This is a genomic window from Neobacillus sp. DY30, from assembly GCF_030123065.1.
In the GTDB taxonomy this organism is placed as follows: domain Bacteria; phylum Bacillota; class Bacilli; order Bacillales; family Cytobacillaceae; genus Neobacillus.
In genome coordinates, this window is the sequence record NZ_CP126093.1 from 4,282,320 (window position 1) to 4,307,685 (window position 25,366).

Consider the following 25,366-nt stretch of genomic DNA (forward strand, 5'->3'; position numbering starts at 1 on the left):
GACACCTCTTGATTAGTATAACATGAACAGACACTCTGAGTAAGAGGATTGGAATAACCAGTTTTTATAAGAAAAGTAAAAAGCCTGCAAATGCAGACTTTCTTTTGGTCATCCAATATTTTAATGTTGACGTTTTGATTCAACAAAATCCTTTATTCTTGCTACTGCTTTCTCTAGTAAATCTAGAGAGGTTGCATAGGATAGACGGATATTATCAGGTGTACCGAAGCCGGAGCCTGGAATTACTGCTACCTTAGCCTCCACTAATAACGCTTCAACAAAAGCATCGACATTCGGATATCCTGTTATTTCAGCTGCTTCCTTAACATTTGGATATAAGTAAAAAGCTCCTTGGGGCTTTACACAGGTGAAACCGGGTACCGAAACTAATTGATTATAAATGACTTCTAATCGATGTTCAAATGCCTGCCGCATTTCTTCTACTGGCTCTTGAGGGCCATTATAGGCTGCAATAGAGGCATACTGTGCTGTTGTCGTCGGATTAGAGGTACTATGACTCGCGAGATTTGTCATCGCCTCAATAATCGCCTTATTTCCGGCTGCATAGCCAATACGCCAGCCTGTCATAGAGTGTGATTTTGAAACGCCGTTAATAACGATTGTCTGCTCCTTTAGTTCTGGTGATAGCTGAGCTATCGATACATGCTTATGATCACCATATATAAGCTTTTCATAAATCTCATCTGAGACGATTAGTATATTTTTTTCAAGGCATAATTTACCTAATTCCTGCAGTTCCTCTGCTGTATAAATAACACCAGTAGGATTACTTGGCGAGTTGATAATAACTGCTCTCGTTCTTTCAGAAATGACCGAAGCTAATTGGTCAGGCGTAATCTTAAAACTTTGTGACTCTAATCCCTCTACGTATATGGGAACGCCGCCTGCCAATTTAACTTGTTCAGGGTAGCTTACCCAATAAGGCGTCGGAATAATAACCTCATCACCTTCATTTAAGAGCACTTGAAAAAGCGTGTATAACACATGTTTCGCACCGTTTCCTACAATGATTTCATTTAGTTTATAAGAAAGATCTTGGTCTCTTTCAAATTTTTCAATAATTGCTTTTTTTAATGCAGGCAAGCCAGCTGACGGGGTGTACTTCGTATGTCCTTCGTTCATTGACCTTGTCGCTGCATCTAATATATGTTGTGGAGTGTTATAATCAGGCTCACCAGCACCTAAACCAATCACATCCACTCCTTGATCCTTTAATTCTTTTGCCTTTGCTGTAATTGCTAATGTTGTTGATGGTGTTAGCGCGAGTACCCTATTTGCTAATTGAACTGCCATTTCCTTCTCCTCCTGCTCCAATGAAGCTATAAATTTTCAATTTTTTTTAGCCATTCACCAGTTTCAAAATGGACATAATAATAATTTATTAAATTATTTTCAGAACGGTAATATATTTCCCATAATGGGATATTATTTTCCATTCCTAATTTAACTGATATAATCTTTTTTGGACTTTTCTCTTCCAAAAGTCTCTGTACAGCATCTTCTTTTGAGATTCCATTATTCTGTTTATCCCAAATTACTTTCTTGCTCTTCTCAGGAATCCATACAATGATATTTTCACCTTTTTTATTTTTTCCCTCGAGAACACTAACGGTCTCTGTTCCGTGGTAGATATGGAAATCCTCCACGTCAGTAAACTGGACCTTTTCTTTAGCCAATGAAACAGCTTTTTCTTGTGCTGTACTTAGAGGCTCCTGGGCACTTGCATATACTTTAACAAAAACCCCTACACAAATGGCAATAAATAAAACTAGAAATAAAATTATTTTTTTCATTATACTCCACTTCTTCCAGCTACGGCTCCTAACTTTTCCGGCGTTTCAATCCGTCCTACAAATCCAAAGTACAGGATTTGCAGTGCCGGCTTGTAAGCGTCGGTCAAAGTTGGACAGTCGCCTCCGCTTTACATCTTTATGTACGATAAATCGTAAATATAGCTTTACTTTGATCTTCTTTGTCGAGCGCCAAGCCAAACATTAGGTCCTGTTTCTTTAATGTTCGGTTAAGGGCATCAACGATTTTGTATAAGTCCGGACTATGCTGAAGCTTTACAGTCGAGAGGACTTCTATTTTTGATTCCATAGTATTCCTCCTTTATCTCTCTAAAGCAATAATATCAGCTATAGTCCTCCTTTTCTACAGGAAAGGTGAATACTTCATAGTTATTTTCAGTAAATTTTATTGTTATCGTACCATGCTTCTTTGTAAAAAAGACTTCTGACCATGTATCCTGGAGATTATAGATAATATCTGGGTCAGGTTGGTGCTGCTCTGACTCAAACAAAATCGATATTTGCGGATTAACGTATTGAATCAATCTCTCAGATAACGAATCTTCCTTGGCCCAGTTCGGTACTTTAAAAATTGTAACATCATCTAAGGGTTTCTTTAATAAATTTTCTTCCACATGATCACTAGAGGAAGTCATTAAAAAAAGACGGTGCTTAAAAAACTGCAGCGTAAAATCGATTCCTTCATTTTCTCCTTTTCCTGCAGATAATACCTCTGCCTTTAAATCAGTGATCAGCTCTTGAGTTGTACCCTCGTTCCATGCAAGCACTTCTATTTCTAAAAAGGGTGCAGTCATATTTTTTAGTTCGTTTATTATCTCAGGAGTTGCAATCAATTTCTTTACATTATATTTTGGTATAATTTGAGCAAGTTGGTCAACAAAAAGATTTTGACGGCTGGTAATAATTAATGTTGAAACTTCTTTTACGCGGTATCTTTTAAGAATCTCACTTAAGTCCTCACTTGTTTCTTCTCCACCCGTATTTACCAAGATATTTTCTCCATTAGAGCCTTGAATAAGGGTGGCTTCACCGTCACCTAATCCTAAAAATGTAACAGCAATCTCATGGTCCTTCAAATTTAAATCGATTTTTTCAACATTACCATATTCAAAAGAAGAGGCACTGCCGATTGAAGATAACTGAAAAAAGACTGCTGCCACAAGTAATAACATTTTCATACACATACCTCCCATATTATTAGGATGTGTAATTTTTCCAATTTCATTATAACCATTTATAAATTATTTCAACCAACTCATCAATATTTCCCTTTTTCATCGGTACATCTGGAATGGATTTAAGAAAAGCCTTACCGTATTTAGTTGTAGTAATCCTTTTATCAAAGACCATCAAAATTCCACGGTCATTTTCCGTACGAATCAGACGTCCAAAGCCTTGTTTAAATCTTAAAATTGCTTCAGGTAATGAATACTCCGTAAAGTCATTTCCACCCTTTTGTTTAATAAGTTGACACTTGGCTTCCGTCAACGGCTCGTCTGGGGGACTAAATGGCAATCTGACAATTATCAAGCAGGATAAATCCTCTCCTGGGATATCTACCCCTTCCCAGAAGCTGCTTGTTCCTAGCAGAATAGCTTTATCATACCTTTGAAAATTCCTAGTGAGTCGTGATCGGCTTCCGCTGGTAATCCCTTGAGCGATCATCGCAAAGTCATTGAGGAATCCACTTTCTTTAATAAGCTCATATGTTTTCTTTAACATATCGTGAGCGGTAAAGAGAATCAGCATTCTTCCTTTTGTTGCCTCAGCGATGGTGATAATATGTTCGGTAATCGCAATGACGTAATCTTCTAGACTTGCATTATTTACCTCAGGCAAGTCCTCAGGTATTAGCAGCTGAACTTGGTTTTTATAATCAAAAGGAGATGGGATGGCCATTGTTAAAGTATTGTCTTTGACAAGCCCAATTTCGTTTAGCACGTAATCAAATGAATGATTAACCGTCAAGGTGGCTGAAGTTAAGACAACTCCCTTTTTTACATTAAAAAAACTCTCCTTCAGCGCCGCAGATACAAAAGCAGGCTGGGCATAAAAGGTCGTTACATTCTGTTGTGAACGGAAGTCAATTTCTATCCATTTAACTTCATTAGATTCTTTAATAAAGCAGTCCTGAACCGTCAATCGAAGTTCTTCTAGTTCGTTTCTAAAGGAAATAATTTCCTCTATTTTCCCTTTTTGTTTACTTGTCAGCGATTGCTTATTATTCTTTATCAGCTCTAATCGCTGGGTAATTGCAGTTTGCAGGTCTTTCAAAAGAAAGGCAAACCTCTCTGCACTATGGATAAGCGCGTTACTTGCCTTGCTATTATGATTATGTGAAAAACGCACCTTCGCGCGGTTTAAGCCTCTTCTTTCGGCAGTATTTGATTTTGCAAAATGGGCTGTTAGCTTAAAAAACTCGTCCATTTCGTAGGAAAGATCTGCGGCTAGTTGATTTATTTTTGCAAATGTCAACTCTTCCCTTGAAATACTCAAAGAATCAAGTATCATTTCAAGTTCATAAAAAAGCAGGCGCTGCTCATATTGACCAAATTGGCTTAGAAGTAAACGAGTAGTTAAGTAGTCTAATGACCGGCCAAAGTATTGACTTGCCACTTTCTCGAAATGATGCCCTTCATCAATGACGGCATAGTCAAAGTTAGGCAATAAGGATGTTTCAGCTGATAGATTACTTAATAGCAGGGAATGATTGGTAATGATGATGTCCGCATCCTGTGCTTCGCTTTTAGCTCGTAAATAAAAATCTTGCTCCTTCCAATTTTTATTCATCGAAAAGATTGTATGTTCGTTTTTAATTTTATTCCAAAAAATATTGCCTCCGCTAGAGAGATTTAACTCATCTCGATCTCCGGTATTCGTTTCCGTCAGCCAGACAAGAATTTGCATTTTAGTTAACGTGGTATCATAATTGTCATTTTCCTCTAATAGGGAAAGAGCGAATTTCTCTAGGCTGATATAATGATTCCTCCCTTTCAACAAAACACACTTTATTTCAAAGGGAAGGATTTTCGTTAATAGCGGAATTTCATTATGGATAATTTGCTCCTGAAGCTGAATGGTATGTGTGCTTACTACAATTGGCTTTTTATTCTGTTTTGCAATATAAGCAACTGGAAGCAGATATCCTAGAGATTTTCCAACCCCGGTCCCTGCCTCAATAAGCGTGTGTTTCCCTGAATGGAAAGCATGGTAGACCCCATCCATCATTTGAAATTGACCCATTCTTTTTTCAAATGTGATAAAAGCATTTTTAACCATTTCCACTTTGTCCTCAACGCTATCTGGGTAGTGGTGATCTTCCTGATAGATGCTATCGGTTGGAGTTGTAATACTTTGAGTTTTTTTCATGGCAAGCAAATTGTTGCATATTTCTAACGAATCGTTCCAACTGACACTTGCATGGTCTATCTCTAAAATAATTTCATCTATCAATTGTTGTAGATCACTTTTTAGACCTCCTGAAAGCTGCGAAAGCTGTCGGAGAGTTATTTCCGGTAATTGTGACAACCTATCAACTAGAATAAGAAATAGCTCTGCGGTTACCTGAGCATCACTATCAGCCTGATGAGGGCGGTCATGTTTCAGGTCCTCTCTAACTGCAAGATCTGATAACTTATAGCCATCCGCTGTAGGGAATATGATTCTAGCCATTTCTACAGTATCTAAGACAGATCCATAAAAGCCCTCAAATCCCGCTTGAATTAATTCTTCCTGCAAGAAGGACAAGTCAAATAAAACGTTATGAGCAACGAAATAGGCACCTTCTAATAACGAGTTAACCTTTGGAGCTATTTCTTCAAATAATGGAGCATCTTTCACCATCAAATCATCTAAGCCTGTTAATTCCTCAATAAAAGCTGGGATTGACCTTTGGGGATTTACCAGAGATGAGAAGCTTTCCGTGATTTTTCCGTCTTCAATGACCACAGCGGCAAATTGGATTATTTTATCCCCTTTTTTAGGGTTATTTCCTGTAGTTTCTAAATCTACTACTACAAATTTATTTATCATTTTATAGAACACCTCAAATCTTCATTAAAACGGTATCACAAAAAAGCTAAAAGAAAAAGAAAACCTTATGTAATAGTATATAAAATTATTACAAAAAAAGAAAAAACCCCCGTTCGCAGGGGATCTCTTTACATAATGGTTAATGCAGGTTCAGCATAAATTAGTTCTTTTATTCTGTTATGTTCATCCATAATCGCAACTTTAGGCTGATGGCTTTGGACTTTTTCTTCAGCTACCAAGCAATAGGAGATAATAATAACAATATCACCTTTTTGCACAAGTCTAGCAGCTGCCCCATTTAAACAAATGACACCGCTCCCTCTTTGACCAGGGATGATATACGTTTCAAGGCGTGCACCATTATTGTTATTTACAATTTGAACTTTTTCATTGGCAACCATACCAACAGCATCGAGTAAATCTTCATCTATGGTAATACTGCCAACATAATTAAGATTAGCTTCTGTAACCACAGCACGGTGGATTTTTCCATTCATCATATGCCGAAACATTATTTTGCTCCTCCAATTTCCTGACTGACCTCTAGGATGATATTATCTATTAACCGAACCTTTGAAAATTTAACCGCAATCGCTATAATACAGGTACCAACTATCGTTTCTAATTCTTTTAACTGCGGATACGAATATATCTCTACATAATCAATTTCTCCATTGGTTTCTGAACGAATCATGTTTGAAATTAAACTTGTTATTGTTCGAGGGTTCCGTTCCCCTCGATAGATGGTCTCTTTAGCTGCCGACAGGCTTTTATATAGAGTTACAGCTTGGCGCCTTTCATCAGGCAATAAATTAACGTTTCGTGAGCTTTTTGCTAAGCCATTATCCTCACGGACAATATCTACAGGAATTAATTCAATCGGAAAATTGAAATCGGTAATTAAACCCTCTACCACAGCAACTTGTTGGGCGTCCTTCTTGCCAAAATAGGCCCTTGTCGGAAGGACAATATTAAATAGCTTTGTTAAAACCGTAGCCACACCGTCAAAATGGCCAGGTCTAGATTTCCCGCATAATACATTTGTACGTTCCTGAACGATTACCTTTACGGATGAAGGATGCGGATACATGTCTTCTACAGAAGGATATAAAAGGTAATCTACCCCTTCACATTCAGCTAATGACTGATCTCTATCAAAATCTCTAGGGTAGGTTGAAAAGTCCTCAGTCGGTCCAAATTGCAGCGGGTTTACAAAAATACTTAATACCACAATGTCATTTTCTTCTCTCGCTCTTTTTAATAGAGTTAAGTGACCCTCATGTAAAAACCCCATGGTTGGGACAAATCCGATTGACTTTGATTGCGATTTCAAATTTATTATTTCAGTTTGCATGTCTTGTATCTTAGTAATGACTCTCATTTTATTCCTCCGTAAAGGCCGCTAAGCTCTCTTTCTTTCATCGTAAAGGAGTGCTTATCTTCAGGAAACTGCTCCGATTTTACTTCTTTTACATAGGCTTGTATGGACTCAATAATGAACGGATTTAAGGAATAGTATTGCTTTACAAACTTAGGCACCCTCTCCACACCATAACCTAAAATGTCATGATAGACGAGTACCTGTCCGTCTACATCCACCCCTGCTCCAATACCAATAATAGGAATGGTTACATTCTTAGCTACTTCCTCTGCAAGCTGCTTTGGGACACATTCTAGCACAATCGCAAATGCCCCAGCTTCCTCACATTTTTTTGCGTCTTGCAGTAATTTCATTGCAGCTTTCGCATCTTTTCCTTGAACTTTATAACCGCCTAATACACCCACAGATTGAGGAGTTAATCCAAGGTGAGCACAAACCGGAATACCAGCCTTTGTAAGCGCTGAAATCTGTTCAATTACTCCGTCTGCGCCTTCTAGCTTTACAGCGTGGGCTCCTGTTTCTTGAATTAACCTGCCCGCATTTAGTAAAGTATCCTTATCGGATAAATGGTAGGTTAAGAATGGCATATCCACGACAATGAATGTGTCTTTAGCTCCTCGTTTAACTGCTTTTGTGTGATGGATCATGTCTTCGAGCGTCACTGGCACTGTTGAATCGTATCCAAGTACCACCATACCGAGTGAGTCTCCAACTAAAATTACATCCACTCCTGCTTGCTCTGCTTGTTTAGCAGATGGGTAATCATAAGCAGTAACCATGACGATTTTTTCCTTATTTTCTTTCATCTTCAAGAAATCTGTAGTTTGCTTCATCAACTTTCCCTCCTTTTTAGTAGGAAGAGGGGGAAAAAAGAGCAAATAAAAAGATCCATCTGAAGGCAGAGGATCTTGGTACTCTTTTACATGTTCTATCCCTCTGTCCCGGTCCGTTATACGGATCTAGGCAGAAACCTTTTTAATTGTGAAAATCAGTTTCAGGTGCAGCTCTCAAGGATACCGCCCATTATTTGAATTATAAGAAAAATATTAGAAAACCGCAAGATAATCTTTTCATTAATAAAAGCTATCTTTATAGTTCAATATCCGCTGAGTAGACATGGTGTGTTTTGCCTTGTTCATCTATCATAATTAATACTCCATCGTCTGTAATGCCTTGTGCTGTACCGGTTATTGAATTGGATAGTGTGCGGGCTGTAATTTTTCTTCCAATACTTATGGCATACCCTTCCCATAGAAGCTTTATCGGCAGGAAGCCTTCCTCTAAGTAGACAAGATATAATTTCTCCAGATTCGTGAAAATTCCTTTGATTAAGTCAGATCGGGATACCTTTTCACCTTTCTCAAGGAAAAGTGAGGTGGCAATCTCCTGCAGCTCACTAGGAAAGTCTTCTTTTTTTTGATTAACATTCATACCAATTCCAATAATGATTGAATTAATACGATCCGCTTCTGCTTCCAGCTCGGTTAGTATTCCTGTTACCTTTTTCCCTCTAATGAGGATGTCGTTAGGCCATTTAATTTCCGGCATCAAGCCTGTAAGGTCCTCTATTGCCTGAACAATTGCTACCGCTGTTAATAAGGTTAATTGCGGTGCCTTTGGCAGCGGGATATTTGGTCTAAGAATCATACTCATCCAAATGCCCGTATACTTAGGTGAGTGCCATTTACGGTCCATTCTTCCACGGCCAGCTACCTGTTCTTCTGCGATAATAACTGTTCCTTCAGGGGCATTTTCATAAGCTAAACGATGTGCAATTTTTTGAGTAGATTCTACGCTCTCTTCATAGTGAACGTTTTTACCTATGAAATTTGTTTTTAATCCCAGTCTTAATTCATCAGCAGTTATTTTTTCGGGTGTTTTTACAATCCGATATCCTTTTCGTCGTACAGCTTCTAGTTCAAAACCCTCTTTACGGAGCTCCTCAATATGCTTCCAGACAGCTGTTCTAGAGCAGCCGATCAATTCTGCAATCCTCTGGCCCGATAAGTAGGTTTCCCCAGCATTTGTGAAGGCGTCAAGCAAGTCTTTCCTTAGTTGTGATTGCACTCCATCAGCCACTCCTTTATGATTTTTTTATTATTCGCGACTTTTCCAGTTATTATGGCATGTTCAACCTTAAACAAGCACTCTCTCACCCATGGTCCACCGGTCTTGTTAAACCACTCCATTAAGTCATTTCCCGTTACGTCCATCTCTGATCGTTCTTTAATTGGAAGTCCTTCATACACTTGTAAATAGTGCCCAATGGTACTTTGCTCCTCAATATGTTGTATGACAAGGTAGAGTGTTTCTGTAGAAATGAAGATTTCTTTGGTAGCAGTATATAAATCATATAAGGACCAGCTTGTTTCAAATCTATGGTTTAGATAGTGCAGAATCAGCTGAATCTCCCTAATTTCCTTCAATGGGATTCGCCAGCCTCTAAGAAATTCCTCTATACCCTTCTTGTCGATTTTCAGACAGTAAACAAGCAAAGCCCACATTTCACGTTTGTTTAATTTTTCAATCTTGTACTCTAACATTAATTTAATTCGATCTTCTTGGGTCAATAAACCTGGTAAATAAGAAAGCATATTGGTTAGAAGAACTAGTTCTAATGCTTGTTTACGATTATTTCCACAAAGCAATTTGTCGAACTCAGCTTGTTTTCGTTCAACGGCAATATTCTCAAGTAAATGTATTAAGTCAATCAGTGCATTTAGAGTTTCATCCTCAATTTTGAATGATAACTGACTTACAAAACGCACAGCACGCATCATTCTTAAAGCGTCCTCTTGAAACCGATCAACTGCTTTCCCAACAGTTTGGATCACTTGGTTTTTAATCGAGATTTGTCCGTCAAAGGGATCAATAAGGTTTCCTTCTTTATCCATAGCAATCGCATTCATGGTAAAATCTCTTCGCTGTAAGTCCTCCGTCAGATTCCTAATAAATGAGACTTCTTTTGGTCTGCGGAAATCCTCGTATTCTGCTTCACTGCGAAATGTGGTAATTTCATATGACCGATCTTGAAACAGAACTAAAACAGTTCCATGTTCAATTCCTATATCAACTGTCTTTGAAAATATTTGCTTTACTTCCATAGGGGTAGCTGATGTTGCAATATCGACGTCGTTTATTTCCTTTTCCAAAAGGAAGTCCCTGACAGAACCCCCGACAAAATAAGCTTCAAATCCTGCAGACTCCAGCTTTTTTAAAACTGGCACCGCCGCTAAAAAAGGCCCTTTCATTCTAATCACCCTTAATTTAAGAGCTTAAAATATAATTGCTCATATTGTTCGACAATTTGCTGTGCTCGAAATTTTGTCTTAACCACATTTACACTATTAGCCGCAAATTGCCGATGTAATCGTTGATCACTTAATACCCTGATCGCATTGGCAGAGATTTCGTCAATATCTCCTAATTCACAGATGTATCCAGTCTCACCATGCTGAATAACTTCTGGCATTCCGCCAACATTCGTACCAATACATGGAACCCCGCAGGCCATTGCCTCAAGGGCAACCAGGCCAAAACTTTCTTTTTCCGATAATAAAAGCTTTAAATCACTGATTGAATACAATTCATCAAGATTTTCCTGTTTTCCAAGCAGGTGAACTTTTTCCGTTAATCCTAATTTTTTTACTAATCTGCACACAAGCGTCATTTCAGGACCATCCCCTACTAGCAATAATCTAGCAGGTAAAGCAGCTGATATTCTTGCAAATGTCTTTACAACATCCTGAACTCGTTTAACTGGCCGGAAATTCGAAACATGGATGACAACCTTTTCGTTATCTTTAATTCCAAATTCTTGTTTTAAGTGGTTTGCATTTCTTTTTTGATAAATTCTTTCGTCAATAAAATTATATACAGTTTCAATTTGTTTATCTGGCTGGATAAGTTCATGAGTCTGTTCGGCTAATGACTTTGAAACAGCTGTTACAACATCAGATTTTTCAATCCCAAATTTAATAGCTTCAGTTAGAGATGGATCGTAGCCTAATACCGTTATATCTGTCCCATGAAGGGTGGTGACAATCTTTACGTCCACCTTGGACATTTGTTTTGCCAATATTGCACATACCGCATGCGGGATTGCATAATGAACATGAAGAATGTCTAAATTTTCCCTGTTTGCAACCTCTGCCATTTTACTAGCTAAAGCAATATCATAGGGCGGATATTGAAATACTGAGTATTGATTAACTTCAACTTGATGATAAAAAATATTATGATAAATACGATTTAGTCTAAAAGGAATGCTAGATGAAATAAAATGAATTTCATGTCCCTTCTCGGCCAGCATTTTTCCTAATTCTGTTGCTACGACTCCTGAGCCCCCCACAGTGGGATAACAGGTAATTCCAATTTTTAATTTCCTCATTTTTAATCTCCAATCAAATCACGATTCAAGAGGACTGGCACCTTTGATTTAAAACCTTCAGCAAATTTAACTCCAACCTGTTGACCAAATAATCTTTCCCTTGCTTCAACGGTTTCTATATATCCATTTACAAGCGGTGTATCGACACTATTTTCTGTTTGTTCAAATTGGCTCCTATAGGCCCTTAAAGCAGTTATTTTCTGGTCTATTGTCTCCGATATATCCATGATGAAGTCTGGTTTGTGAAAGCCGTTTATCATATAAAAATAAACCTTTGAAACCTTATGTGGTACTTCATTATTTTTTGTACGATATTTTCTTATCCCAGCAGAAAAGACCGCCTCTTCTACAAGGCGGGCGCAATTTCCATGGTCGGGATGCCTGTCTTCAAAATAGGGAGCAAACACAATTTTTGGACGATATCGTCTAATGATAGAGGCAATCTCTTTTATAAATTCCTCTTTAAGAAGGAGCCCCCTGTCAGGTAATCCTAGTGAAAATCGATCAGAAACGCCCAATATTTCAGCGGCTTTCTTTGCTTCTTGTTTCCTTAATTCAATGGTCCCATTTGAAGATAAATCGGCATCCGTTAAATCACAAATTCCTATCCTTTTCCCACTCATTGTAAGCTTTGCAATACTTCCTCCCATACCGATTTCGACATCATCGGCATGGGCTCCGAACGCTAATATATGTAAGGGCTTATCGCTCATCACTTTCACCATTTTTATGAATGATATTTCTCCACTCTAGGAACCCTTCATCTAAACCTCTTATCAAAAGTTCTGCGGTGCCCATGTTTGTTGCAAGGGGAATAGAGTACACGTCACATAAACGAACAAGAGCTGTTACATCTGGTTCATGCGGCTGGGCAGTTAGCGGATCACGAAAAAAGAAAATAGCATCCATTTTATTTTTTGCAATCATGGCACCAATTTCCTGATCTCCTCCAAGCGGTCCAGACTGGAATCTTGTAATCGGTAATCCTGTTGCTTCTTGAATTCTCATCCCGGTTGTCCCAGTTGCAAAAAGTGTATGCTTTGAAAAAATTGTTTGATAAGCTGTTGCAAATTGTACAAGATCATTCTTTTTATTATCGTGTGCGATTAAGGCTATATTCATGGCAGTACTCCTATTCTAGAATATTTTCAAGTCCATAAACAAAAACATCTTGCTTCATTACTGTCTCTACTGCTATCTTCACACCAGACATAAACGATGCACGGTTATAAGAATCATGACGAATCGATAATGTTTGCCCATCTGCTCCAAATAAAACCTGTTGATGTGCAATTAATCCAGGAAGTCTCACCGAGTGAATACGCATACCATTAAACTCTGCACCTCTAGCGCCACTGATTGTTTCTTTTTCATTAGGATGGCCCTGTTCTTTGAATTCCCGTACAGATGCCATCATTTCAGCAGTTTTAACAGCAGTGCCGGATGGTGCGTCCAATTTTTGATCATGATGCAATTCAATTATTTCGATATCATTAAAATATTTTGCCGCCATTTGTGAAAACTTCATCATTAACACTGCACCAAGGGCAAAATTTGGAGCAATAATACATCCTAACTTCTTTTCCTTACATGTACGCTCCAATTCTTCTAAATCAGCTTTTGTAAACCCTGTGGTTCCAACGACCGGTCTTACATTATACTCCAGCGCTGTTCTGGCATGGTGCATACCTACTTCAGGTGTAGTAAGGTCGATGAGAACATCACACTCAACACTTTGCAGACTCTTTTCAATTGTTGAGTAAATTGGAACATTCTTAATAGACTGGAAACCGTCTAAATCACTTAACATGTGATTCTCATATTTATGGTCAACTACTGCCACTAGTTCAAAATGTTCAGTACTTGTTACCATTTTGACAGCTTCACTCCCCATCCTTCCACGGGGTCCCGCAATTATAATTTTTACACTGTTCATTTACTTACTCTCCTCACTCTTATTTTCTATCCTAGTCCAACGATCCTTGTCTCTTGTATTAAATTTATTCATGACATAATCATGGGCCTCTTCCAAGTCAATATTTAATGAATTGGCCAGGCAAATAATAACAAAAAGAAGGTCCCCCAGCTCCTCGTCAATAGCCTTTTCGGTTTCGCTGGATTTTTTAGGCTTCTCACCATAATAATGATTGACCTCTCGAGCTAGTTCTCCAAGCTCTTCAGTTAGACGAGCCACCATCGCCAGAGGGCTAAAATACCCTTCTTTAAATTGACTTATGTATGTATCTACTTCCATCTGCAGATCTTTGATAGACTTCCCTTTAGGCACACCCTTCACCTCTTTTGATATTTACAAAAGCATCTACTAAATACATTAGCTAAAATAGTTTCGTTTTACAAATATTTTTATATTAAGTATAAACTAACCTTCACAAAATTGCTCTTCTAAGGTTAATTCGCTATAATTAAAGCCGCTGGCTCGGGAATAATTGGCAGAGGAGGAAGGAATCGTGATTTTTGGACTTAAAATGAAAAATGTCTTATTTATTTTAATTGGAACAGCAATTATGTCTTTTGGATTGGTCAATTTTAATATGCAAAATAAACTTGCTGAGGGCGGCTTTACAGGTATAACCCTTCTGCTTTATTTCATGTTCAAATGGGATCCATCATATACAAACCTAATTTTAAATATCCCGCTCTTTTTTATTGGATGGAAATTACTTGGGCGAAACGCTTTTATCTATACCATTCTTGGGACCGTTGGCCTCTCTGTGTTTTTATGGATTTTCCAACGTTATTCAATTGACATGCCGCTAAAGGACGACTTATTACTGGCTGCACTATTTGCAGGTGTTTTTCTTGGAATTGGATTAGGTATTATCTTTCGATATGGCGGTACAACTGGCGGGGTAGATATCATTGCCCGGCTTGTCCAGAAATATGCTGGCTGGAGCATAGGAAGGACTATGTTTATCTTTGATATATGTGTAATTGGAGCATCTGTTCTTACCTACCTCAATTATAGAGAAGCAATGTATACACTCGTTGCAGTATTTATAGGTGCGAGGGTAATTGATTTTATTCAAGAAGGTGCCTATACGGCCAGAGGTGCGATGATTGTCTCAGAAAGAAATGATGATATTGCGAGAAAAATTATGGATGAAATGGATCGAGGGGTTACTGTTCTAAAGGGTTATGGTTCTTTTACGAAAATAGAACGTGAAGTGTTATACTGTGTAGTAGCAAAAAATGAGATTGTACGATTAAAAAATTTAATCACTTCCGTTGACCCGCATGCTTTTGTTTCGGTCACCGTTGTCCATGATGTTCACGGAGAGGGTTTTACCCTAGATGAAAATAAAAAACCGATCGAGATTTAGAAAAGCAATGTCCGGCTGGACATTGCTTTTATTCATTACTTCTATTCATTCCAGTAAAGATAAGGACTAGTCTCAGTAACTCTAAAACAGCTACTGCAGCTGCTGCTACGTATGTTAATGCTGCCGCGTTTAAAACCTTTCGAGCATTCCGCTCTTCTTCATTACGGATTAAACCTAGCGAAACTACTTGGTCCATCGCTCGATTGGAGGCATTAAATTCAACTGGCAACGTGATCACTTGAAAAAGTACAGCCGCCGCCATAAACACAATACCAATTAACAATAGCCCGGTCATTTGAAAAAAGATACCAATCAGAACCAATATCCATGAAAAGTTAGACCCTAAATTCGCTACAGGAACTAAAGCATGACGAAAACGTAAAAATGCATATCGCTGTGCATCTTGTATAGCATGTCCGCACTCATGGGCAGCAATGGCTGTAGAAGCTATGGAATGACCATGAAAATTTTCTGGGGATAACCTTACTGTTTTCGTTCTGGGATCATAGTGATCGCTTAAAAAGCCTCTTCCCTCTTCAACTCCAACATTAAAGAGACCATTAGCATTAAGAACTTCCCTTGCTACCGCCGCTCCTGTCCGATAGCCTGAATTAGCTACACGAGAATATTTCATAAAAGTGCCCTTAACCCTAAATTGAGCCCAGAGCGGTACTAGCATAACAATAAGAAAATAAATTAAAAATCCCATTTTGAACCTCCAGTACTTCTAGATGTAATAATTTATTGGTGAAGTTCAAACTTAATCCTTATGAACTCTAGAACGGTTTTTTCGTATATCCTTTTCACCCTGATATTTTCTCCAGCCTACATAAGAAAGAGTTAAAATGATAATGCTTCCCGTTGAAATAATTACCCACCAAATTGATGGATCTGCCTCGTCCTCATCCATATTTTCAAAAAGATTCTTTAAATCCATTTCTAGACCTTCTAATTCCTGTTGGCTTTTTACGTTATTTACAACCTCTGAACGGTATTCATCAATAAAATTGATACGGGCATCTATTCTTTGAATATTTTCTGCTGAAACATCAATTTTCATACTTGGGTAAATAACGTTGTATAAGGCCATAAAATTATTAAAATTCGAGTGGAAATGCGCGGCATCACCAGTACTAGCCGCTTCTTTAGCTTCCTGGAATGCCGTTAAGATCTGATTCTTCATCTCAGTCCACAATGGCTGATGACTAGTAGCAATCGCATCCACCACTAAACGAAACTTCGTAAGTCTTTGGACTCTTTCCTCGTATTCCATATTTGGGCTTGCTGCAGCCTCCATTGCCTCATCGTGAGATACTGTAACAATTCTTAGTTCATCCATCGTAAAGGGATGTTCTGAGTTGGAAATGTCAGTGAATTGCTCTGAAAAATAACTCAATAGTTTTTTGCCATCTTCATATCTCTGAAATTTTATCATTTGAAGTGCCTCATCAGAGATATTATCTAGCTTCTCTATCGGTGTGTGCTCGTGAGCACTAACCGTCATGGGAGTGAGCATAATGACAATTAAAAATATTAGAACCCATTTATACTTCAATCCTTGTCCCCCCTATCATTACTATTAAAATGTATGAAGAGGTGGACAAGGTTAGACCATCTTTTGCCCTATCAGAAAACTATTTTACTTCTAGTTTTTAAATAGAAAGTTTAAATCGATTTGGCCGTATGACAAAATAATAACCAATTCCTACTGACAACACTGATAGCCAAAAGGTAAAATACCCAATTTGAGGTGTAACTTCATGTAACATATGGTATCGAGGGAGCATGAAAAAGACATAATCAATCACATCATTATGTAAAGTCCAAATAGCTGTAACAATCAAATGCCACCATCTAAAACGATAAAAAGGGGCATACAACAATGCTTGTACTGCCATAGCAAAATGAGAAAAAATTAACATAACTCCGATCCAATCCAATTCTCCTTGAACTGTAAAGACCAAGAGGTTCATTACCACAGCCCATATACCGTATTTAAATAACGTGACCATTGCAAGAGCTTCTATAAGAGGCCAATTTTTCTTCATTAAGAATGCTGCTAAAACAAAGACAAAAAATAAACTAGCAGTAGGACTGTCTGGGACAAATATAAGGAAAATTGGGGGGGTTTCTTTTAACTGCCAGCCATACCACACATACCCATATACCGTTCCTGCAATATTAACGACAAGTAACAGCCATAAAATTGACCTGTTAGCCAATAGAGGATAAATCCATTTCACTACGATTCCTCTTTTCTCATATGAATAATAAAAGCTGACGAAAATCCGTCAGCTTTTATACAATCGTTTATTATTTCCCTAAGTTTGCAATGTATTCAGAAAGCTTTTTCAGCTGTTCATCATCACCCTTAAAGACTCCTGCAGGCATAGTTCCTTTACCTTCTTTTGCAATTGTTGCAATTTCCTCAGCAGATAGCCCTGTATCAACTAACGTTGGGGCTCCAGCTCCACCCTGGAAGCTATCACCGTGACAAGTAATACAGGTATTATCAGAAGCAATCTTATATTCTTCTGATGTCTTATCAACCTCAACGTCAGCAACAATTTTACCGTATTCCTTTGCTGCCTCCCAGTCATGTGTAGAAGCACTTTGCCATGTTAAAAAGGTAATTGCGGCTAACGCCAAAAGCATAAATCCAGTTGCCAAAGGACGCTTACTTGGACGGCGTTCAGGTCCACGATCTATAAATGGAGCTAATAATAACGCACCAAAAGCTAGTCCCGGGATAACCATTGCTCCAACTACTGTATAAGGTCCAGCAGCAAATTCATACTTTAGTAATTGGTATAAAAATAAGAAATACCAGTCTGGCATTGGAACATATCCTGTATCAGATGGATCCGCAATCCTTTCAAGAGGACTTGGGTGTGCAACAGTTAAACATAAAAACCCGACAAGAAATACTGCACCTACCAACCATTCTTTCAAAAGGAAGTTAGGCCAAAATGCCTCTGTTTTACCAGGGTATTCAGAGTAATCTTTCGGAATATTCTTTTTCGTACGTGCCTCAGGCGCTAACACACGGGAATCACCTACGAATTTCATTCCTTTACCGCGATGCATCGAACAATCCCCCTCCTTTATTCGTAAATTTAAGATTATAAGTAGCTCGGAATCAATTTAAGAGTATTATAGTGGTCCGGAAATACCCTGTTTACGAATCATCATGAAATGAGCTGCCATTAATCCAAATAATGCAGCAGGTAAGAAGAACACGTGAATCGCAAAGAAACGAGTTAAGGTTTGAGCTCCAACAATCGTTTCATGGCCCGAAAGCAATGTTTTTAAGTAAACCCCAATAAACGGTACTGCTTCAATAATTTGAAGTGTAACCTTAGTTGCGAACAACGCTTTCATATCCCAAGGTAATAAATAACCAGTTAAACCTAAAGCCAGCATGATGAAGAAAATGAGAACTCCAACAATCCAGTTAAGTTCACGTGGTTTTTTGTATGCGCCTTGGAAGAAAACGCGTAATGTATGTAAGAACATCATTACAATAACTAAACTTGCACCCCAGTGGTGCATACCGCGTACGATTTGTCCGAAAGCTACTTCATTTTGAAGATAGAAAACAGACTCCCACGCGTTTTTGATATCTGGTACATAATACATGGTTAAGAACATACCAGAAAGAATTTGAATAACAGTAACAAAAAACGTTAGACCGCCAAAGCAATAAACAAACGCAGAAAAATGATGTGCTGGGTTAACATGCTCTGGAACTTCATGGTCAGCAATATCGCGCCACAAAGGCGTAATATCTAAACGTTCATCTACCCAATCGTAAATTTTGTTTAACAATGATTACGCCTCCTTTGTCCGTGGTTCAGCTTTTCCTAAATAAAGTAAACCGTCTTTTTCCTGAAATGGATATACATCCAGTGGTGCAATTGGCGGTGTACCCTTAACATTCATTCCGTCCTTTGTATATCGGCCAAAGTGACATGGACAGAAGAATTGATCCGGATGTGCTTCGTCTGACGCCCACCCTACAGTACAACCTAAGTGTTTACAGACAGGAGACAGGGCTACAATATTATCCTGCTCATCCCTATACACCCAGGCAGTATTCGAAACGTCTGAAGTATACCATGCATCCTTTTGTTCGAAAGTGAAATCTACTCGCTGTGGTTCGTTGGTGATATCTTTGATTTTTAATGGAGTTGCTACAAAATCTCCACCTGCTTCGGCCTTTAATACAGGATCAATGGCAAAGCGAACCATTGGCATTAACATACCTGCTGCCATAAACCCCCCTACACCAGTCAAAGTGTAGCTTAAAAATTGTCTTCTTGATACGCGATGCTTACTCATGCTTATCCCCCCTCTATTCACAAGTTAAGTCCATCGGACATAATTTAAACACATATAAAACTAGGACATAACCATGATATATCAATCTTTATCCTAGGTCAATATCATACTATTTTAAAAACATGTTAATCAGCAAAGAATTACAAATTTTCATGCCACTTTTGTGTAAAAAGGGTCAGAAGCTGTTTTACCTGACTTTCAATCATAGATATCTTTTGTGATTCATTCAAGTGCTCGAGCGGCAGGGACGGAAGCCAAATCAATGAACCATTAAGCTCGTCCTCATAGTTCTTCCAATCAATCTCAGACGTTATGTAAAATATATGTTTAAACTCGTTTTTTTCAATATTTTCTTCCCATCTCTTCAATCCATTAATTATATCCTCAAAATGATCACTTTTTAAGTATGTATAGGGAGGAACCAACATAAGTCTTCCAGTAAATTGTCTCTCTAGGTAATTGGTTAGTAAAGTAATAAATTCTGCGCTCGAAGCTGATTGTTTCATTTCATTCCCGAATGAAACAGAATACAATGGAATTACTGCCGTATCCACGTATTCTTTTGCGGTTAAATATGTTTCTATATCCTTTGATACCCACTTCATATATACACCCCCCTTTATTAATCATTAGTTCTATCATATCATTTTTTATTACAAAACATAAAAGGAAAAGAGAGAAAAAATTCAGTTAACAAACAAAATGGAAGCCTGCTTATCGCAGGCTTCCATTTTGTTCTGCTTCCTTGAGTTGATTTAGCTGTTCGGTTAAGGCTCGAAAGGCTGTTTTGTCCTGCTTATCAAGGGCTTCATCAATTAATTGAAGCAGCTTCTCACGTTGAAACCTTTCAATACTGTTTTGCAAAAATTGCTCTGCTATAATCCCGTCTTTTTCATTTACTTGAAGGTGTTTTGGAACAAATGGGTTTTCCTCTAATACAGCAGCGTATTGGTGTGCTTGATTGGATGCATGAAAGTTTAATTGAATAAAAATATCTTCGTCACGATTTAACCGAATATCATGAAAGGATTTTTCAGCATCAGTCGTCATAACATTCTCTTTATAAAAGCGAAACGGTACTTTATCAACACAATGAGTTGACATGATCAGCCCACGCGGACAATACTGTGCTTGCTCTACAAAATGAACCTTCTCCATTAATTGGTCGTGACTCATTAAATAATTTAGAATCCAAACACACTCTCTTCGTTTTAATTGATAATGATTTAAAAACCAGCGAATAAAGTCCTTTTTCTCGTTGACAGAAACAGGGGTTGCCATATGATAGATTCCCTCCTCTGTATATTCAGCTTTTTATTAATTCTCTCTACTGATTAGACGGTCAAGCAAATCAGCATACTCTCCATTTGTTGGATCACCTTTTTGTAACTGTTTAAAAATTTCGGCAGCAAGGTCGATTTTTCCTTCCTCAATTAAAAAATAACCATAATCGTTCAAAAATGCTTCATTATTGTTAAAAAAAGTATATGCACTTTCATATTTGTCTAATGCATCAGAATATTCCTCTAACTTATCGTAGGCTAGAGCAGCATCCCAGAGGAGCTGGGGTTCCTCATCTTCTACAAAATCGAGTTGTGATATTAAATCAATTACAGCTTCATACCTCTCTTGCTGAAAGAAAAGCTTATTTAAAGTTAATGCAGCTTCAGTAAATCCTGGGTCTAATGCAAGTGCCTCACGGAAGTATTGTTCTGCGAGCTCCGGTTTTGCGAGCTTAATGGCAATTTTTCCGCCAAAGAAAAATAAATCCTTGTTAAATTCATCTTGTTTAATACCTTCTTGCACTACGTTTAAGCTATTTTCTAGTTCTTCTTCCCGTTCAAAAGCCTTTGCTAGATGTAGATATAGGGAATGGTATTCTGGGTCCAGCTCTTTTAATTCCTCGAACTTTTCGATGGCAGTCCGATTATATCCTGCTTGAAGTGCTGTAAAGGCGTATCCAAATAGTGTATTAATCTCTAATTTCTCATCATTGGCTCTGTCATAATAGATTAGCGCTTCTTCAAATTCGCCAGAGGCACTTAGAAGCTCAGCCATTCGCTGGTAAATACTCACTCCAGCAATTTCTTGATGTTCCTTTAAAACAGCCTCATATGATTTCAGAGCCTTCGTTACTTCACCTTGTTCACTATAGAGTTCACCAAGTGCAAAATCAATGATAACCTCATCTGGCAGTATATCCTTTGCTTGTTGCAGTTTCCTTTCACATACCTCATATAAACCTTGAACTTGATACAAATCTGCTAAAAGCAAGAGAGATTGTCCAAAGCTGGGGTCGTGTTCGGAGATTTTTTCTAATTCAAGAATGGCTTGTTCCTCATCGCCTGCATCGACTAATATTTCAGCCAGTAATACAAGCAGTTCACCCTCTTCAGGATAAATGGTTAATAGGTTTTCAACTAATGCCTTTGATTCAGCTAAAAATCCAAACTGGAACATTTCTTCAGCAAGAAGGAATTTTTCATCGGGCTGACCTTTGGTTAATACAACATTATATTCATTTATAGCCTCATTATGTTGGCCGTTTTCCAACATTGTAATAATTTTATTCACTCTGTCCATTATCTCTTATCCTCTCGGTTCCCTTAATTAACTATAATGCAAAATAAGATGGGATTCGCACCTTAACATATTCCCCATATCCGGGTTTAAATAAAACCTCTTCCCCTGCACGTACTACTTTCCCCTTATTTACTGTCACTGCAAGTCTATCACTATGATAATGAAATAATGTCATTTCATCAACATTCATGATTTCTCGTGCTTTTAGATATAAATTATAACTAACTTCTGCTCCATGCAACAAACTTGCCTTTTGAGGATATAAACCGATTTTATTTAATACTGGAACGGACAATGGCTGATTCTCTTTCACTTCCTCAAGGACGGCAGGAATTTTTTCATTTTCCATTATACCCTTCCATTTCGACAAAGCCCTTCTTGCATCCTTCCTTAGATGATTAGAAATTAATGGAATCAGCGGGCAATTATAAGGAAAAAGTGCCTCTCTAATCCATCCCCATGGAATCCTTGTTAGTTCATCAAGGTCCTCTACATCGATAAAAATGGCAGGAATCCTTTCTTTCTTACATTTCCTGATAAATGAGGGAGTTAAAAGGCGCAACGGAATTTTTACACTGATTAAATAATCGATAGGACTGCTAATGAGAGCCGTTTTATTTTCTCTTATCTTTTCTGTCAATTCACTTTCAAATGCGATCGAAGTGCAAGTGAGTATTGTGGTACATCCTTTCAAAAGAAAGTTCTCAACCATGTATTTTCGAAATTCCTGAAAGGAGGCAGTAAGAGGTATCCTTGTATCCAAAATTACATAAGACGGGGTCATGATATAAGAATCAGCATTCATTCTTATAAGCTTATTATGGTGTATATGTTCTTTCTTTGCAGCAATTTGGCCCCCCTCAATCAAAAGCGATAATTTGGTAAGTTTCGTTTCCTTGAGGATATTAGCATTTTCAATGATATAACCCATCCTACCACCCTTTTCACAACTTTCCTTCTTAAGACAAGCTATGAATTATTCTTAAAAACTATGACAGGAAAATATAGACAGAAAAAAAGCTGCACAAAGGCAGCTTATTTTTTAAGGCTATTTAAATGATTAAAGAAGTTCGGATAAGAAACTGAGATTGCTTCAGGATCCTCAAGCTCTACTTGGTCCTTACACAGTAATGAGGCGATTGCGAGCATCATCCCAATTCTATGGTCACCATGACTGGATACTTTTCCACCTCTTAGTGTGGATCCCCCATGAATTATCATACCATCATCAGTCGCTTCTATTGAAGCGCCCAGTTTTGTTAATTCCTGAACGACAGTATCGATTCGGTTAGTTTCTTTGACCTTGAGCTCTGAAGCATCCTTAATTATTGTGGTTCCTTCAGCTTGTGTCGCTAATAGGGCAATAATCGGAATTTCATCAATTAACCTTGGGATAACATCCCCCTCAACAACAGTACCTGTTAGCCTTGAAGTATTAATTGTAATATCACCAGCTGGTTCAAAGGAGTTTTCATCATGATTATGAATCTCTAAATTAGCTCCCATTTTCTGCATAATCTCAATGATACCCGTTCTAGTAGGATTTAGTCCCACATTCTTTAACAGAATTTCACTATCTGGGACGATCGCCCCTGCAACTAGGAAAAACGCAGCTGAGGAAATATCTCCAGGGACAAGAATATCAGAAGCAGTAAGCTTTTGACCTCCCTTTATCGTAATTTTACGATTATCCTTTTCAATTTCCCCACCGAATTTACGGATCATTCTTTCTGTATGATCGCGTGATTCCGTTTTTTCAATGATCGTTGACTCTCCCTTTGCTTGAAGACCAGCGAGGATTAGAGCGGATTTTACCTGAGCACTTGCAACAGGCATGTTATAGTGTATCGAATTTAAATGTCCGCCGCGAATACTAAGTGGAGTAAACTCTCCATCTTTTCTTCCGTCAATCTTCGCCCCCATCGTTCTCAGTGGTTCCGTTACCCTTGTCATCGGTCTTTTTCCAATCGACTGGTCACCTATAAGCGATGAGAAGAATGGTCTGCCCGCTAAAATTCCTAACAATAATCTTATGGTTGTTCCCGAATTTCCGACATCCAATAGTTCATTCGGTTCTTTTAAGCCATCAAATCCATTTCCGTAAATCGTTAGGCCATCGTCACTTTCTTCAATTACTACTCCTAACTTTCGGAAACAAGAAATAGTACTTAAACAATCATCGCCTGGGAGGAAATTTGTAACCCTTGTTACTCCTTCGGCAATTGAGCCAAACATAACAGAACGATGTGAAATTGATTTATCTCCAGGTATTTCAATACTGCCCTTTAAACCATTCAGAGTTGGCTGTAATGCTATTAATTCCATTTCATCACCTATATTCAAATCAAATTATGTTCCAATCGAGGTAGCGTAGCTTGAGCAGGCATGAATACACCTTTCTGCTCGCCCACGGTCCTCTTCTGTCTGAAAACTAATAACTAATACTCCGTAAATTTCGTCTTCCCGCGTTTCTAAAATGCGGATGTTTGTTATGCTGATATTTTCTTTGGCTAAATAACCTGTAACCTCAGAAACGACACCAGGATAATCTGGTACGTCAACAAATAAATCGTAAAAGGCAGGAATTGCTCCCTTTTCTCTAACCGGGAGACCATCACGGTATTGCTTCGCCTGCAGAAAATAGCGAAAAATCTCATCACTATTTTCTTGCTCGAGTAACAACTTTACCCAATCCATTTCTTCCTTCCATTTATCGATTAACTCTATCAAAACCTCGCGATTATGAAGTAATATATCCTTCCACATTGCGGGGCTGCTAGAAGCAATTCTCGTAATATCTCTAAACCCGCCTGCCGCTAATCGTGGAATAAGACTCTCACCTTCAGCTAACCTTTCCGTTTGACGGACGATCGATGCCGCAATGATATGAGGAAAATGACTAACAATTCCTGTTAAGTAATCATGGGTATCAGGAGTAACAGTTAAAAATTTTGCATTTGTACCCTTGAGCCATTCTTTAAGCATTTCCACCTTGGAATTTTCAATATGGTCCTCCGGTGTAAACAGATAAAAGGCATTCTCAAAAAGGATTTCTTTTGCAGCAGACACACCACTTTTATGGGAACCAGCCATCGGATGGCCCCCGATAAAGGTGTACCCTTTTTTCTTTAAGCTTGCAGCATTGGCTACAATTTTACTTTTTGTACTTCCGGTGTCCGTAATAATTACTTCTGGATTTAACGATTGCTCTGACAATAAGTGAATAATCGCTTCCGTTTCAATTACAGGTGCGGAAATAATAATTAAATCTGCGGTTTTGGCACCTTCAACAATATCATCAACCACTTCATCAATAACACCTAGCATTTTTCCAAGTCTAGCTTGTTCTTGATTAATGTCATAGCCCATTATGATAGCGTCTTTATGTTCTTTCTTAATACATAAAGCTATAGAACCGCCAATTAACCCAAGCCCAATAACAAAAACTCGGCCTTTCATTGGTAGT

28 protein-coding genes are annotated in these 25,366 nt (G+C 38.1%); 1 reads left to right on the plus strand and 27 read right to left on the minus strand.

The features are described 5' to 3' along the window. Positions 1 to 120 precede the first annotated feature (120 nt). The 15 genes from QNH29_RS21070 to QNH29_RS21140 all read right to left on the minus strand — a co-directional run bounded on the left by QNH29_RS21070 (position 121) and on the right by QNH29_RS21140 (position 13,889). Entirely contained in the window at positions 121 to 1,314 is a 1,194-nt protein-coding gene (locus QNH29_RS21070; protein WP_283861272.1) for a pyridoxal phosphate-dependent aminotransferase, read from the minus strand. A 26-nt stretch (positions 1,315 to 1,340) separates the two neighbouring features. Further along, positions 1,341 to 1,814, minus strand: a complete 474-nt coding sequence (locus tag QNH29_RS21075; protein WP_283861273.1) for a cell wall elongation regulator TseB-like domain-containing protein — start codon at positions 1,812 to 1,814, stop codon at positions 1,341 to 1,343. A gap of 136 nt (positions 1,815 to 1,950) precedes the next feature. Then, positions 1,951 to 2,121 (minus strand): YpmA family protein, encoded by a 171-nt coding sequence (locus tag QNH29_RS21080; protein ID WP_283861274.1) that lies wholly within the window; start codon positions 2,119 to 2,121, stop codon positions 1,951 to 1,953. A gap of 34 nt (positions 2,122 to 2,155) precedes the next feature. Next, positions 2,156 to 3,010, minus strand: a complete 855-nt coding sequence (locus QNH29_RS21085) for a ComEC/Rec2 family competence protein (RefSeq protein ID WP_283861275.1) — start codon at positions 3,008 to 3,010, stop codon at positions 2,156 to 2,158. Positions 3,011 to 3,056: 46 nt separating this feature from the next. After that, a complete protein-coding gene (dinG, locus tag QNH29_RS21090) occupies positions 3,057 to 5,864 on the minus strand; it encodes an ATP-dependent DNA helicase DinG (protein ID WP_283861276.1) in 2,808 nt (935 codons plus the stop codon). Between the two features lie 128 nt (positions 5,865 to 5,992). Continuing rightward, a complete protein-coding gene (gene panD, locus QNH29_RS21095; RefSeq protein WP_283861277.1) occupies positions 5,993 to 6,376 on the minus strand; it encodes an aspartate 1-decarboxylase in 384 nt (127 codons plus the stop codon). Further along, positions 6,376 to 7,245, minus strand: a complete 870-nt coding sequence (panC, locus tag QNH29_RS21100) for a pantoate--beta-alanine ligase (protein ID WP_283861278.1) — start codon at positions 7,243 to 7,245, stop codon at positions 6,376 to 6,378. The genes panD and panC overlap by 1 nt, the downstream gene beginning before the upstream one ends. Next, positions 7,242 to 8,078, minus strand: a complete 837-nt coding sequence (gene panB, locus QNH29_RS21105) for a 3-methyl-2-oxobutanoate hydroxymethyltransferase (RefSeq protein ID WP_283861279.1) — start codon at positions 8,076 to 8,078, stop codon at positions 7,242 to 7,244. The genes panC and panB overlap by 4 nt, the downstream gene beginning before the upstream one ends. A 256-nt stretch (positions 8,079 to 8,334) precedes the next feature. Continuing rightward, positions 8,335 to 9,312 (minus strand): biotin--[acetyl-CoA-carboxylase] ligase, encoded by a 978-nt coding sequence (locus QNH29_RS21110; RefSeq protein ID WP_283861280.1) that lies wholly within the window; start codon positions 9,310 to 9,312, stop codon positions 8,335 to 8,337. Continuing rightward, positions 9,297 to 10,496: a CCA tRNA nucleotidyltransferase gene (locus tag QNH29_RS21115; RefSeq protein ID WP_283861281.1), complete on the minus strand. Its 1,200-nt coding sequence runs from the start codon at positions 10,494 to 10,496 to the stop codon at positions 9,297 to 9,299. Before QNH29_RS21115 ends, QNH29_RS21110 begins: the two co-directional genes overlap by 16 nt. A gap of 11 nt (positions 10,497 to 10,507) precedes the next feature. Continuing rightward, complete coding sequence (gene bshA, locus QNH29_RS21120; protein ID WP_283861282.1) at positions 10,508 to 11,635, minus strand: N-acetyl-alpha-D-glucosaminyl L-malate synthase BshA; 1,128 nt, start codon at positions 11,633 to 11,635, stop codon at positions 10,508 to 10,510. A 2-nt stretch (positions 11,636 to 11,637) separates the two neighbouring features. Then, a complete protein-coding gene (gene bshB1, locus QNH29_RS21125) occupies positions 11,638 to 12,360 on the minus strand; it encodes a bacillithiol biosynthesis deacetylase BshB1 (RefSeq protein ID WP_481858748.1) in 723 nt (240 codons plus the stop codon). Continuing rightward, positions 12,338 to 12,757, minus strand: coding sequence for a methylglyoxal synthase (mgsA, locus tag QNH29_RS21130; protein ID WP_283861283.1), 420 nt, complete (start codon positions 12,755 to 12,757; stop codon positions 12,338 to 12,340). The genes bshB1 and mgsA overlap by 23 nt, the downstream gene beginning before the upstream one ends. Before the next feature lie 10 nt (positions 12,758 to 12,767). Then, positions 12,768 to 13,571 carry a 4-hydroxy-tetrahydrodipicolinate reductase gene (gene dapB / locus QNH29_RS21135; RefSeq protein WP_283861284.1) on the minus strand — a complete coding sequence of 268 codons (804 nt, stop codon included), beginning with the start codon at positions 13,569 to 13,571 and terminating at the stop codon, positions 12,768 to 12,770. Beyond that, positions 13,572 to 13,889: a nucleotide pyrophosphohydrolase gene (locus QNH29_RS21140; RefSeq protein WP_283861285.1), complete on the minus strand. Its 318-nt coding sequence runs from the start codon at positions 13,887 to 13,889 to the stop codon at positions 13,572 to 13,574. Between the two features lie 214 nt (positions 13,890 to 14,103). Between QNH29_RS21140 and QNH29_RS21145 the strand changes: the two genes are divergently transcribed. After that, positions 14,104 to 14,976, plus strand: coding sequence for a YitT family protein (locus QNH29_RS21145; RefSeq protein WP_283861286.1), 873 nt, complete (start codon positions 14,104 to 14,106; stop codon positions 14,974 to 14,976). A 28-nt stretch (positions 14,977 to 15,004) separates the two neighbouring features. Here QNH29_RS21145 and QNH29_RS21150 read toward each other — a convergent pair whose 3' ends face one another. The 12 genes from QNH29_RS21150 to QNH29_RS21205 form a co-directional block, all read right to left on the minus strand. Then, the gene (locus QNH29_RS21150; RefSeq protein WP_283861287.1) at positions 15,005 to 15,685 is read right to left on the minus strand and encodes a zinc metallopeptidase; all 681 of its coding nucleotides are present in this window, start codon (positions 15,683 to 15,685) and stop codon (positions 15,005 to 15,007) included. 51 nt (positions 15,686 to 15,736) lie between these two features. Then, entirely contained in the window at positions 15,737 to 16,531 is a 795-nt protein-coding gene (gene ypjB, locus QNH29_RS21155) for a sporulation protein YpjB (protein ID WP_283861288.1), read from the minus strand. 97 nt (positions 16,532 to 16,628) lie between these two features. Continuing rightward, entirely contained in the window at positions 16,629 to 17,219 is a 591-nt protein-coding gene (gene lhaT / locus QNH29_RS21160) for a lipoprotein heptaprenylglyceryl N-acetyltransferase LhaT (RefSeq protein WP_283861289.1), read from the minus strand. 70 nt (positions 17,220 to 17,289) lie between these two features. Further along, positions 17,290 to 18,063 (minus strand): menaquinol-cytochrome c reductase cytochrome b/c subunit, encoded by a 774-nt coding sequence (locus QNH29_RS21165; RefSeq protein ID WP_283861290.1) that lies wholly within the window; start codon positions 18,061 to 18,063, stop codon positions 17,290 to 17,292. 66 nt (positions 18,064 to 18,129) lie between these two features. Then, complete coding sequence (gene qcrB, locus QNH29_RS21170; protein ID WP_283861291.1) at positions 18,130 to 18,804, minus strand: menaquinol-cytochrome c reductase cytochrome b subunit; 675 nt, start codon at positions 18,802 to 18,804, stop codon at positions 18,130 to 18,132. 3 nt (positions 18,805 to 18,807) lie between these two features. Continuing rightward, positions 18,808 to 19,323, minus strand: a complete 516-nt coding sequence (locus tag QNH29_RS21175) for a QcrA and Rieske domain-containing protein (RefSeq protein WP_283865704.1) — start codon at positions 19,321 to 19,323, stop codon at positions 18,808 to 18,810. A gap of 134 nt (positions 19,324 to 19,457) precedes the next feature. Beyond that, a complete protein-coding gene (locus QNH29_RS21180) occupies positions 19,458 to 19,922 on the minus strand; it encodes a YpiF family protein (protein WP_283861292.1) in 465 nt (154 codons plus the stop codon). Between the two features lie 109 nt (positions 19,923 to 20,031). Continuing rightward, positions 20,032 to 20,598 (minus strand): ReoY family proteolytic degradation factor, encoded by a 567-nt coding sequence (locus tag QNH29_RS21185; RefSeq protein WP_283861293.1) that lies wholly within the window; start codon positions 20,596 to 20,598, stop codon positions 20,032 to 20,034. Between the two features lie 36 nt (positions 20,599 to 20,634). After that, on the minus strand, positions 20,635 to 21,900 hold the full coding sequence (locus QNH29_RS21190; RefSeq protein ID WP_283861294.1) for a tetratricopeptide repeat protein: 1,266 nt from the start codon (positions 21,898 to 21,900) through the stop codon (positions 20,635 to 20,637). A gap of 31 nt (positions 21,901 to 21,931) precedes the next feature. Then, positions 21,932 to 22,831 carry a hypothetical protein gene (locus tag QNH29_RS21195; RefSeq protein WP_283861295.1) on the minus strand — a complete coding sequence of 300 codons (900 nt, stop codon included), beginning with the start codon at positions 22,829 to 22,831 and terminating at the stop codon, positions 21,932 to 21,934. 104 nt (positions 22,832 to 22,935) lie between these two features. Continuing rightward, the gene (gene aroA, locus QNH29_RS21200) at positions 22,936 to 24,225 is read right to left on the minus strand and encodes a 3-phosphoshikimate 1-carboxyvinyltransferase (protein WP_283861296.1); all 1,290 of its coding nucleotides are present in this window, start codon (positions 24,223 to 24,225) and stop codon (positions 22,936 to 22,938) included. A gap of 24 nt (positions 24,226 to 24,249) precedes the next feature. Next, positions 24,250 to 25,359, minus strand: coding sequence for a prephenate dehydrogenase (locus QNH29_RS21205; RefSeq protein WP_283861297.1), 1,110 nt, complete (start codon positions 25,357 to 25,359; stop codon positions 24,250 to 24,252). Positions 25,360 to 25,366 lie beyond the last annotated feature (7 nt).